This is a genomic window from Bacteroidia bacterium (genome assembly GCA_016218155.1).
GTDB lineage: Bacteria > Bacteroidota > Bacteroidia > Bacteroidales > GWA2-32-17 > GWA2-32-17.
Map to the genome: position 1 here is coordinate 1 of JACREQ010000053.1, position 12,303 is coordinate 12,303.

Below are 12,303 nucleotides of genomic sequence, written 5' to 3' on the forward strand. Positions count from 1 at the left end.
TAGTACTTACCGCAGAGCATTGAAATTCGTTTGTAACAGTAAGTGTAACAGTTTTATTTCCTGAAGAACTATATAGGATATTAGTTGGATTTTGTGATGTAGATGTTGCCGGTGTCGCTCCAACTCCAAAATCCCAATTATATGAAACACCAATGCCTGTAGAACTGTTATTCGTAAAATTAATGGCAGTATTTTCACATACCGGTGCATTAGAGCTAAAACTTGAAGTCGGTGTCTGATATATATTAATAGTATTAGTTGAAGTAACAGCACAGCCTGTTGTACTATTTGTTACAGTTAGTGTTACTGTTTTAATTCCGGAAGTTGAATAAATTACTCCTGTGGGATTTTGTGAAGTTGATATTGCGGGGGTAGCTCCTGAACCAAAATCCCATGAATAATTTACACCTGTGGAAGTACCAGTATTTATAAAGTCAACTGCAATACCAGTACATTTGGGTGCTGTTGATGCAAAACTGGCAGTAGGAGTTGAAGAAACTGTAATCGTTTGTGATGAAGTTTGAATACATGTGCCATTATTAATAGTTAGTGTAATATTTTTTGTTCCTGCAGATGAATATGTAATTCCTTGAGGATTTTGTATTGTTGATGAGCTTGGGTTCGCACCTACACCAAAATCCCACAAATAAGTTAATGAGGCAGAACCTGTGTATGTAAAATTAAATTGTTGACCTATACACTGCGGACTATTCGATGTAAATGTAACAGTTGGTTGAGCAACAACATCAACATCTCTTTGTTGAACATCTGTACAACCACCACCATTAGTTGTATAAGTAAGTGTAATTGTTTTAGTTCCAGTTGTAGAATAGGTTACATTTGGAGGATTTTGACCGTTAAACGTAGCAGGAGTAGCTCCGGGACCAAAATTCCAGTTCCATGTTTTAGGGTTTGAACCCCCAGTTGAAAGATCATAAAATACAAAAGGACTTCCAACACAAGCGGTTCTTGGGTTTCTTCCAAAGTCTGCCGTACATTGTGCATTTGATTTTCCAATCCATAGAAAACCGATTACAATTAATAGAGTAAAAATTTTCTTGTTCATAGCTGTAAAATTTTAATGAATACTTTTCTTAATTGTAAGTCAGAGAAATTTTAAAAAGGTTGCTTGCACCCCATTAACATCTGATACATATCGCTATACACACGCACCTTGAAAAAAATAAAAAAATAATTAGTTTTTTAATAATGAATAAATGAAAAATAAAAGGTTATATAGCATATAATTATATGTTATTTAACACGTCGTTTATAGGTCGTATAATTAACAGAAAAACAGAACTCTAATCGAAAGATGTTTGCCGATATTTGACTATATATTTTATTGTTTTTTTATTGTAAATGCAACCAAACAATTATATATATAGTCTTGTGTGCCATTCGAATGTTAAGAAATTGTTAAGTCTTGGATGCTTATGTTATCAAATTATTAAATCGATATATTTTGCTTATTGTAAACAATTACTTTATAGAATATTTACAAAATAAATCATGAGCTTTTATATAATAGTTGTTTTTTATTATTGAATATATAATTTTCTGAGAAGTACAATTATTAATAATAGTTGAATAGTCTGCAAAAAGCAATTTTGACCTAAAAATGGAAACATTCAAAAACTGGCAGTACAACCCTTTTGTTTAGCAGGTATTACTTTTATTTATTCATAAACCTGCATATATAAATGTTGAATCTCTTTATAATAGTGTATTTACAACTGCTTAATAACCCATATTTTCTGTATGTGTTACTCCATGACATTTAATTAAGCAATACCCTGTATTATTACCTGTATCAACAAATTTTAAATTACCTGCTGCATCAGTACTTACAAACTTTGTATCAAAATTAATAAGGTTAGAATTATTAACATTATTGCCTTGACTATTGCTTATTCCATGAGGATCGTGACAAACATTACAAGAAGTGTTTTCTCCTCTTATGTGTTTATTATGTTCTTTAAAAGAATCGTTATTTAATATACTATTTCTATTATGGCATGAATAGCATAATTCATAATTAGAATATGATTCCATCGGACTTCCATTAGTTTCGTATTTAAATTTTAAAATTTGAGGATAAATTGAACCATGAGGACCGGAAACTGAAGTCCCATTGCTTGCATGACAATCTGTACAATAAATTATACTCGATGTATTTAATGGAGAAATTAAACTTGGCACATTATTATTTACACCAACACCTGCAATAGGATGAAAAGATGGATTTGAAGTACTAAATTCTAATCTCACATTATTTTGTTCAATTTTTCTTGAAGTAGAACTTGGAGTAAATGCATTTACTGAATGGCAGCGATAACATAATTCATATTCATATTGTATTTTGTTAATTGAAATCCCATTCTGATCCACTCCTTTTACTCCGGCAATAAAACCATTTGCATAAGGAGCATTTGCAGTTGTTGCATTTGCAGAATGTGAATTATGACAATCGGCACACTCAACATGTTTTGCCGATGGCACAGCAGCTTCATTTGGATCATGCAAACCATTATAATTATATACACCATGTGTATAGGTTTTTACAAAATCTGCCTCTAAATTAGTATTTGCAACATTTCCGTTATGGCAATCCAAACAATTATTTTCTTCCATCTGAGATTTCATTAGGCGTGCCTTGCCTTTTGCATTATGTGTACTATGACAATTTTCGCAAGCATTTTGCGAAACATTTGCAAACGGTTCATCAATATGTAACCAAGGATTTTTTCCAGTACCATTCCATGTTGAAGTGGAAGATTGATGTGATGATGTTTGCCAGTTTGTTCTATCGTGGCATGTAATGCATAATGCTGACGATTGATTTGAACTTGCAAGAAAATTTTTAAAATTATTTTTATGAGGATTATGACATGAAGTACACTGAACTTTTGAATTTCTATCTAATTTTGTTGGGAAAGATGGAATGCTTTTTAATTGTCCGTCTTTTCCAGCTAGTGCAGGATCATAAATAAATGAAATTGGATGGTCGTCTGATAAGTCAGTTTTTAAATTATGCTTACTTACAGGCATTGTTGTTATACCGCCACCAAATGAAATATCTTCAGTTCGATTAAGTGTTTTTCCTAAAGCAATTGTTCCATCATGGCAAGATAAACACATAACAGAACTTCCGTCTGGTTGTCCTGCTGTAGCCTGAAAAGTAGAGCTAATTGCATTATCATATAAAGTATAATTTAATCCCGGGTCTTTCCTGTTCCACAAAGGTGACTGAGGATTACTATTATGAGATGTGTGGCAAAAAATGCAAACTTCGTTTTCTGTTGTTGCTTTAATTGTACCAGGACCACTTATAGATAAATTGTGAACAGTGTTAACTATTGATTGTGCGTTGGTCAATATCGGAATACACAAAATAGTAATCAGTTGAAGAAACATTAAACTTTTCATTTTTCTTTAATTTACAAGTTGAAATAACTGAATTCTTGAATTATAACTATCAGACACATATATATAGTTTTGAGAATCGATAAAAATACCAGAAGGCATCCAGAATTTTTCTTTTTCATTTCCCTGTGAACCAAAATAATATAAGAAATTACCTTTTTTATCGAAAATCTGAACGGTGTTAAAAAGAGCATCTGCAATATAAATATTACTTTCAGAGTCTATTGCAATACCTTTTGGTCTGGCAAAATCACCAGTTGCATCTCCCTGTTTGCCAAATGTTGAAACAAATTGCCCATCTTTATTAAATATTTGCACTCTAAAATTCATGGCATCTACAATATATGCATACCCATCTTTATCAATACAAATTGATGTTGGGAAATTAAACTCACCATTTTTATTTCCTCTTGCACCAATTGTTTTTATTCTTTCGCCGTTATTATTAAGAATTGAAATCCTATGAGACTTTGTTTCAACAACCCATATTTCATTTGTTAATTTTGAATATGCTATACCGGTGGGTTGATCTAATTTTAAACTATCGTTTAAAACATTTAATTCAGTAACATTGTTACTTATTTTATAAATTTGATTCGATTTTGAATCTGTAAACAATACTTCATTTTTTGAAATTGCACAAATTCCAACCAAAGAAGTAAAATAATTCTCTTTTTTCTTTAAAAAATGTGGTATTTGAGATTCATTATTCTTCACATAAAAAATAGTATTATTTCCCTGATCAAGTACTAAAAAAGTATCAGGATTAATTGCTAAAACAGAAATTGGTTTAGATATTTCAAGAATTTCTTTTTTTCCAAAAACAACTTGCCCCAATTTCTCGGTAAAACTTGATTTTTTATTTTCAACTGAAGGAAATAATGATATCCATTTTATACGACTATTCTCTGTTTTGCGATTTCTATCAACTTCTAGAATATCTTGTGATAAACAGTTACCTGATTGATTTAGTATAAACAAAAAAAAGATTATATGTTTAAAAAATAATCTCATTATTTTACAAATGTTTTATAAAAGGCAAATATAACAGAATCAGAATCACATTTATCTGCTTTATAACATCTTTTTAAATTCTTAATTTTTTGAACATAAAAAAAGAGTTGTTTTCACAACTCTTTTTTTATAGAATTTTTTAAATCACAATTAAGGTTTTTTGTGAGAAACTGCAGCAGAAGCTGTTGCATAATTAAATGTAATCGCTTTGTGTCCACTTGGTGCTTTTGAAGCATCGTGACATTTTTTACAAACAGCTTCGTTAGGTTCAATAAGACCAGCAGCTTTTGCAGCAGCTAAATCTTTCATAACGGTTGGGCTTTTGTAAGCACTTCCAGCACCATGACAAGCTTCGCAAGTAACACCTTCAGCTTTGAATTCGGCTACAGGAGCGTGACATTTTTCACATTCTGCTTTACCAGCAACGCCAGTAGCAGTGTTTGCTTTTGCATGTTTTGATTCTGACCATTTTTTATATTGGTCACCTTTTGCTGCACCCATATGACACATTTTACATTTTGCTGCACCAATGTTTGTGTTCTGAGCAAATAATGCAGTGCTTAATAAAAAGAACATGCACGAAATTAATACTAAACTCTTTCTCATAGTGTTTTTTTTAATTAAAAATTAATGATTTTTATTGTTGACTTAATTTTTTGTCAAAGTTACAAATCACATTTAATACCAAAAAACAACAATACGTGTTATAAAACATGTTTTTATTTGACTTTTTCTTTTTAAAACTATCATTACTTTGATAATCTGTCACTTGAAACCATTTTGTTAATTTAGACATTTTCTAAATGCCTCAATATACTGTTCACTAATTACTTGCCAGTTGTATTTTTGAACAAATTCTAATGCTGAATTTTGAGCTAAAAGATTTTTTGGTAAAAATTGCTGGAAATAAAATTTTTGCAGTTGGTTTGCTATTTCATTATAATTTCCAGAATCGATTAGAGCACCATTATTAAAGCACGAAAGCATTTCCTTATTACCACTAACAGGTGTTGCAATTAAAAATACGCCAGCCGAGAGAGCTTCCATATTTGCAACAGACATTCCTTCTGCAAGCGAGGGAGTTACCATTACATGCGATTTCTGATAATATTTTTGTACTTCAGTTTGCGAAACCCAACCTGTAAATATTGTATTTTCTAACTTGTTTTTATTTACAAATTTTTCCATTTTCTTTCTCATCGGCCCATCTCCTATAAGAAATAAACGAAAACTAATATCCATCTTTTTTAGCCTTCTTAAGGCTTTTAATATTGTTAATGGATCTTTTTGTTTAACAAATCTTCCAACAAAAATGACAGTAAAAGGTTCGTCTTTCCTGTCATAAATAACTTCATCGGTTAAATAAACACCATTAGAAATTATTACATTTTTGTTTACCAAACGTTTACCTAAGAACTTATCAATATTAATCTTCATAAATTCTGTTTGCACAAAATTTAATAATGATTTTTTACAAATTGACTTAATAAAAAAATACAATGCTAAATGATAGACAAACATTTGTCTTTTATAATACCATGGTATATCATGACCATGAGATAAAATGCAATAAGGTATTTTAAATTTGTTTTTAATTTGTTTTGCCACATATCCACCAGGAATAGAAAAATTTGCCAAACAAATATCGAAGCTGTTTTCTTTTAAATAAACAGATAAATATTTAACAGATTTTCTCATCCATGATAACATTTCAATCGGATTTGAGCTATGTAAATATTTTCTTTTAGAATTTAACCGAATAATTTCTAGATTTTCTAAATGGTTGTCAGTTTCTGGTAAATCATTAAACCCTGTTGTAATAACAACAACATTATTTTGCTGTTTTGCAAAGTTCTCTGCTAATTGTTTTGTAATATTTCCGGCTCCACCACCAAGTGGCGGATACTCATAATTGAGTATTAAAATTTTCATGCTACCTCTAAGTTTATCTTGCTTTCAACAACATAAAGAGGTCTGCCTTTAACCTCATCATAAATTCTACCAATATATTCTGCTACAATCCATACAAGAATAAACAGAAATCCAATTAGAATGTAATTTACTACAGCCAACCATTCTAACAATTTATAAAACTGGTTATCAAAAAAGAATCTTATTGCCAGATAACACAAAAACAAACAACCGGTTGCAATAATAAATATACCCATGATAAGACCCATGCGAAGCGGTAGTAAAGAAAAATTTAATATACCAGCCATAGCCAATCTGGTCATTTTTATTACACTAAACCCTGTTTTTCCGTGCACTCTGTTAGGTCGGCTATAATCTACAATGGCATAACTAAACCCTAGCCATGGTACCATACCTCTTAAATATCTGTTTTTTTCTTTCATTTGACGAAGCTCAATAACAACAGACTTATCGATAAGTCTAAAATCGCCAATATTTCCCATTATCTTTATATCACTTGCTTTATAAAGTACCTTATAATAACATTTTGCAGATATCCTTTTTAAAAAGCCATCATTTCTTAAAGATCTTCTTCCGTAAATTATTTTTTTCCCTTCTACCCATTGCTCAATCATTAACAATATTACCTCTGGTGGATCCTGAAAATCGCAATCCATTGTTACTACACAATCTCCCTGAGCAATATCCAATCCAGCTGTTATTGCAGCCTGATGCCCGAAATTACGGGTAAACGACAATACCTTAACATTTTTATCCTTCTCGGCCAGTTCCCTTAATATTTCTAGTGAATTATCATTACTGCCATCATTTACAAAAATCAATTCAGCTTTTGCATCAACCTTTGAAACAATATTTAATAAAGCCTCATACATTGGAATAATATTTAATGCCTCATTAAATACAGGTAACACGACAGATAATATTTTTCCTGAGATAGAAGTATTCATACCGTAAAGATAAAAGAATTTTATTTATTCAATTAAGTGTAAAATATTCGCAATAATTAAAATAGTATCTATCTTATATTTACTGCCATTCATCAAATATTAAAATATTTTCATTTCTCACTATTGTGGTATCAAATAAAAACCAGACCTTTGCACTCTGAAAAAAATTCGGACAAACAACACTTAAATTACTCATAATAAAGAGACAAACAATTTTATGCCATTAAGAAAATTACGAAACATTGGAATTGCTGCACATATTGATGCAGGAAAAACGACTTTAACAGAAAGAATACTTTTTTATACTGGAGTTACACGAAAGACTGGCGAAGTACATGACGGGCAGGCTACAATGGATTTTATGAAACAAGAGCAGGAAAGAGGAATTACTATTGCATCTGCTGCTATTTCATGCTCCTGGAATAATCATAATATTAATATAATTGATACTCCTGGTCACATTGATTTTACAATTGAAGTAGAACGTTCGCTAAGAGTAATTGACGGAATGATTGCAGTTTTCTGCGCAATTGGTGGCGTTGAGCCTCAAACCGAAACAGTATGGAATCAGGCTGACAGATATAAAGTTCCAAGAATTGCTTTTGTAAATAAAATGGACAGAAGCGGTGCAGATTTTTATGAAGTTGTTTTAATGATGAATAACTATCTTGATGCTAATGCGGTACCATTTCAACTTCCAATTGGAGCTGAAGAAAATTTCACTGGGATTATTGATTTAATATTAAACAAAGCATACAACTTTACCGAAAAAGGAAGAGAAGAAATTGCAATTCCTACCGATATGATTGAAGCTGCTAAGTCAGCAAGAATAACTTTAATCGAAAAAATTGCTGATTTTAATGATGATGTGATGACTCTTTTTTTAGAAGAAAAAGAAATACCCACCGAATTACTTAAACAGGCTTGCAGAGACGCTTCATTAAAATTATTAATCACACCTGTTTTTTGCGGAGCAGCATATAAAAATAAAGGAGTTCAGCTTTTATTAGATGCAGTTGTTGACTATCTTCCATCTCCTATTGATGTTGGAGCAGTTGTTGGAACAGATATAACAGATATTGAAAAAACACACAAAAGAGCTCCATCTGCAAAGGAACCATTTGCAGCCTTAGCATTTAAAATTATTAATGACCCATTTGTAGGTCAGCAGACATTTATAAGAATATATTCCGGTTTACTAAAAAGTGGAATGCCTGTACTCAATTCAACTAAAGGTAAAGTTGAAAGAATTGGTAGAATTTTAAGAATTTCAGCAAAAGAAAGAGAAGACATTAGCGAAGCTGGACCTGGCGATATTATTGCTTTAATAGGAATGAAACTTACCAAAACTGGAGATACTTTATGTGATGTTGATCAACCATTATTACTGGAAAACATTCACATTACCCCACCTGTAATTGAGTTAAAAATCACTCCTGCAGTTCGTAAGGAACAAGAAAAACTTGGTGAAGCATTACGTAAACTGTCTAACGAAGATCCGTCATTTACAGTTCGCTTTGATGAAGAAACTGAAGAAACAATAATTGCTGGTATGGGCGAGCTTCATCTTGAAATTATTGTTGACAGACTTAAACATGAATTTAAAATGGATGTAGTAGTTGCTGAACCTTCGGTAGCATTCCGTGAAGCAATAACAATGGAACACGATTGCGACTACAAACTTGCTAAACAAACAGGAGGAAAAGGTCAGTTTGCAAATGTTAAAATTCGCATGGAACCAAATCCTGGAAAAGGTTATGAGTTTATTGATAAAATTAAAGGAGGTTCAATTCCTGCAGAATATGTAATTTCTGTAAATAAGGGAATACAAAAAACTATTTCTGAAGGTGTACTTGCGGGATTCCCTGTTGTTGACGTAAAAGTTACATTATTAGATGGTTCTTTCCATCCAGTAGATTCTTCAGATATGGCATTTAGAACTTGTGCATCAATTTGCTTTAAAAAAGGATTTGTAAAAGCAGGTCCCGTTCTGTTAGAACCTATGATGAAAATTGAAGTTAATACTCCTGATGAATATATTGGTGACGTTGTAGGTAACTTAAATCGCCGTAGAGGCATTATTGAATCAATGCGCAGGTATCGCAAAGGTTCACAAAAACTTAACGGTTTAGTGCCTTTAATGGAGATGTTTGGTTATGCATCACAACTCAGAAATATTTCAAGCGGAAGAGCAAATTATTCAATGGAATTTTTGAAGTACTCTCCTGTAAGTGCTGCAATACAGGAACAAGCTTTAAAGAAACTTGCAGAAAAGAAAGAGCAGGAATAAACTATATTAAAACAAAAAACCCCGAAAATTCGGGGTTTTTTGTTTTAGATAATTAACATGGCATCGCCATAAGTGCCAAATCTGTATTTTTCTTTTACTCCAACTTTATAGGCTTCCATTAACAAATCAAAACCTGCAAAAGCTGAAACAGTCATCATTGTTGTTGATTGCGGTAAATGAAAATTACTAATCATCATGTTGGCAACATTAAAGTCGTATGGAGGAAAAAGGAATTTATTTGTCCAGCCATCTATTGGTTTTAAGAAAGAATCAGAAGAAACTGAACTTTCAAGTGTACGCATTACAGTTGTACCAACAGCACAAACATTATTCTTTGCAGCTTTGGCTTTATTAACAATATCAGCAACTTCCTGAGTAATGTGAATCTCCTCAGAATCCATTTTATGCTTTGTAAGATCCTCAACATCAACCTGACGAAAATTTCCAAGCCCAACATGAAGAGTTAAAAACGCAAAATCAACCCCCTTTATTTCAAGGCGTTTCATTAAGTTCTTGCTAAAATGTAATCCTGCAGTTGGCGCAGCAACAGCACCTTCGTGCTGAGCATAAACGGTTTGATATCTATGAGCATCATCAGGTTCTACATCACGTTTAATAAATTTAGGAAGTGGAGTTTCACCCAAATCATAAAGAGCTTTTTTAAACGAATCGTATTCACCATCAAAAAGGAATCTTAAAGTACGACCGCGAGATGTAGTGTTGTCAATTACTTCTGCAACCAACTGATCATTATCTCCAAAATATAATTTATTACCAATACGTATTTTTCTTGCAGGATCAACCATTACGTCCCACAAACGCTGTTCGCGATTTAGTTCACGAAGTAAAAACACTTCTATTTTTGCTCCTGTTTTTTCTTTATTTCCGTACAAGCGCGCTGGAAATACTTTTGTGTTATTCATAATCAGAACATCATGTTCGTGAAAATAGCCAATAACATCATTAAAAACTTTATGTTCGATCTTGTTTTTTGCTCTGTTTACAACCATCAATCTGGATTCGTCTCTACTTTCTGAAGGATGTAAAGCAATTAATTCGTCAGGTAATTTAAATTTAAACTGTGAAAGTTTCATCTTTTATAGCGTTTTTTGTATGTTTTTATTGAATTTAAATACGGCATTTATACGTACGATTTCACGATTTGTTTTATTAGACGCATAATTTATTTTCGGGGTTGCAAAATTAGTGCATTATCACAAAAAAGATACCGGTTCGTTCATTAATCTTATAAATTCATCCGGAACCATTGCCTGCTCTACATTATATTCTCCAATTCTTGTTCTTCTTAATGCAGTTAAATGTGCTCCACTTTGCAAATCAAGTCCAATGTCGCGTGCAAGAGCTCTAATATATGTTCCTCGGCTACAATTTATTCTTATAATAATTTCTGGCAATTTGAAATTTAGCAATTCCAATTGATAAATATTTATTGCTACCGGTTTTATCTCAACCGCCTCTCCTTCTCTTGCAAATTTATAAGCTCTTTTACCATCTATCCATTTAGCCGAAAAAATTGGAGGAACCTGATTTTGTTCTCCTGTATATTTAAAAAGAACTTCTTTAACCATTTCCTCTGTTATATGTTCAAAAGGATAATTCTGATCAATGGGCTTTTCTAAATCAAAACATGGAGTTGTTGCTCCAATTTGTAAAGTTGCAATGTATTCTTTGTCAAATTCCATAAATCTGGAGATTGACTTTGTTTCTTTTCCATAACAAATTATCAAAAGTCCGGTTGCAAGTGGATCAAGAGTTCCGGCATGTCCAACTTTAAATCTTACACCAGTATTTTGTTTTATAACAGAGCGCACTTTATTAACAACATCAAAAGATGTCCAACGGTAAGGCTTATCAATTAAAAGAATTCCGCTTTCTCCTGTAACAGGCTTCATTAAATTATACTTAGGTTAACACCCATAAAATAAAGAATTAAAATTGCTGCACCAAGTACAATTCTATACCAGCCAAATACCTTAAAACCATACTTTGTTAAAAATGCGATAAATGATTTAATTGCAATTAAAGCAACAATAAAAGCAACCACATTTCCCAAAACAAGCATATTAATATCTTCGGGTTTTATTGTTTTATATGTCTTAAGAAGCTTATATGCAGAAGCAGCAAACATTGTTGGAACAGCAAGAAAAAAAGAAAATTCTGCAGCTTGTTTTCTGTTTAGTTTTTGTGTCATTCCGCCGATAATTGAAGCTGCAGAGCGAGAAACACCTGGAATCATTGCAATACATTGAAAAAGTCCGATTTTTAAAGCGGTACCATATGTAATTTCTTTCTCCTTTTCTGAATTTTTAAGCCATTTATCTATAAAAACCAATACAATTCCGCCTAACAAAAGGGAAATAGCAACAACAATAACATTCTCCAATAATGCATCAATATAATCTCCTAACAAAAATCCAATTATTGCTGCGGGTAGAAATGCTAAAAAGAGCTTATAATAAAAATTTACAGTTTGAAAAAATCTTTTCCAATAAAGTATTATTACAGATAATATTGCCCCAAATTGAATATTTACAGTAAATGCTTTAACAAAATCACTACTCTCAATTCCAAGTAAAGATTGAGTAATTATCATATGGCCAGTAGAAGAAACAGGTAGAAATTCAGTAATCCCTTCTACTATAGCAAGAATTACTGCTTCAAGCCAAGTCATTC

At 31.8% G+C, this 12,303-nt stretch carries 10 protein-coding genes; 1 reads left to right on the forward strand and 9 read right to left on the reverse strand.

The genetic code is table 11. From position 1 onward, the window contains the following. The 6 genes from HY951_10075 to HY951_10100 all read right to left on the reverse strand — a co-directional run. Positions 1 to 1,066 (reverse strand): PKD domain-containing protein (locus HY951_10075; GenBank protein ID MBI5540393.1); only part of this gene is annotated, 1,066 nt, incomplete at its 3' end. A 674-nt stretch (positions 1,067 to 1,740) separates the two neighbouring features. Next, a complete protein-coding gene (locus HY951_10080) occupies positions 1,741 to 3,429 on the reverse strand; it encodes a hypothetical protein (GenBank protein MBI5540394.1) in 1,689 nt (562 codons plus the stop codon). Positions 3,430 to 3,435: 6 nt separating this feature from the next. Then, the gene (locus HY951_10085; protein MBI5540395.1) at positions 3,436 to 4,440 is read right to left on the reverse strand and encodes a 6-bladed beta-propeller; all 1,005 of its coding nucleotides are present in this window, start codon (positions 4,438 to 4,440) and stop codon (positions 3,436 to 3,438) included. Positions 4,441 to 4,590: 150 nt separating this feature from the next. Next, positions 4,591 to 5,046, reverse strand: coding sequence for a hypothetical protein (locus HY951_10090; protein MBI5540396.1), 456 nt, complete (start codon positions 5,044 to 5,046; stop codon positions 4,591 to 4,593). 177 nt (positions 5,047 to 5,223) lie between these two features. Continuing rightward, entirely contained in the window at positions 5,224 to 6,372 is a 1,149-nt protein-coding gene (locus HY951_10095; GenBank protein MBI5540397.1) for a glycosyltransferase family 4 protein, read from the reverse strand. Further along, positions 6,369 to 7,319 carry a glycosyltransferase family 2 protein gene (locus HY951_10100; protein MBI5540398.1) on the reverse strand — a complete coding sequence of 317 codons (951 nt, stop codon included), beginning with the start codon at positions 7,317 to 7,319 and terminating at the stop codon, positions 6,369 to 6,371. Before HY951_10100 ends, HY951_10095 begins: the two co-directional genes overlap by 4 nt. A gap of 217 nt (positions 7,320 to 7,536) precedes the next feature. Between HY951_10100 and fusA the strand changes: the two genes are divergently transcribed. Then, a complete protein-coding gene (gene fusA, locus HY951_10105) occupies positions 7,537 to 9,609 on the forward strand; it encodes an elongation factor G (GenBank protein MBI5540399.1) in 2,073 nt (690 codons plus the stop codon). Between the two features lie 44 nt (positions 9,610 to 9,653). Here fusA and queA read toward each other — a convergent pair whose 3' ends face one another. The 3 genes from queA to HY951_10120 all read right to left on the reverse strand — a co-directional run bounded on the left by queA (position 9,654) and on the right by HY951_10120 (position 12,301). Continuing rightward, a complete protein-coding gene (gene queA / locus HY951_10110) occupies positions 9,654 to 10,703 on the reverse strand; it encodes a tRNA preQ1(34) S-adenosylmethionine ribosyltransferase-isomerase QueA (protein MBI5540400.1) in 1,050 nt (349 codons plus the stop codon). A 120-nt stretch (positions 10,704 to 10,823) separates the two neighbouring features. Continuing rightward, positions 10,824 to 11,522 (reverse strand): tRNA pseudouridine(55) synthase TruB, encoded by a 699-nt coding sequence (gene truB, locus HY951_10115; protein MBI5540401.1) that lies wholly within the window; start codon positions 11,520 to 11,522, stop codon positions 10,824 to 10,826. Then, the gene (locus tag HY951_10120; GenBank protein MBI5540402.1) at positions 11,522 to 12,301 is read right to left on the reverse strand and encodes an undecaprenyl-diphosphate phosphatase; all 780 of its coding nucleotides are present in this window, start codon (positions 12,299 to 12,301) and stop codon (positions 11,522 to 11,524) included. The genes truB and HY951_10120 overlap by 1 nt, the downstream gene beginning before the upstream one ends. Between the last annotated feature and the right edge of the window lie 2 nt (positions 12,302 to 12,303).

Coding starts and splice junctions, on each gene's coding strand:
- HY951_10080 (MBI5540394.1), bottom strand. CDS start 3,429: ATGAAAAGTTTAATGTTTCTTCAACTGATTACTATTTTGTGTATTCCG.
- HY951_10085 (MBI5540395.1), bottom strand. CDS start 4,440: ATGAGATTATTTTTTAAACATATAATCTTTTTTTTGTTTATACTAAAT.
- HY951_10090 (MBI5540396.1), bottom strand. CDS start 5,046: ATGAGAAAGAGTTTAGTATTAATTTCGTGCATGTTCTTTTTATTAAGC.
- HY951_10095 (MBI5540397.1), bottom strand. CDS start 6,372: ATGAAAATTTTAATACTCAATTATGAGTATCCGCCACTTGGTGGTGGA.
- HY951_10100 (MBI5540398.1), bottom strand. CDS start 7,319: ATGAATACTTCTATCTCAGGAAAAATATTATCTGTCGTGTTACCTGTA.
- fusA (MBI5540399.1), top strand. CDS start 7,537: ATGCCATTAAGAAAATTACGAAACATTGGAATTGCTGCACATATTGAT.
- queA (MBI5540400.1), bottom strand. CDS start 10,703: ATGAAACTTTCACAGTTTAAATTTAAATTACCTGACGAATTAATTGCT.
- truB (MBI5540401.1), bottom strand. CDS start 11,522: ATGAAGCCTGTTACAGGAGAAAGCGGAATTCTTTTAATTGATAAGCCT.
- HY951_10120 (MBI5540402.1), bottom strand. CDS start 12,301: ATGACTTGGCTTGAAGCAGTAATTCTTGCTATAGTAGAAGGGATTACT.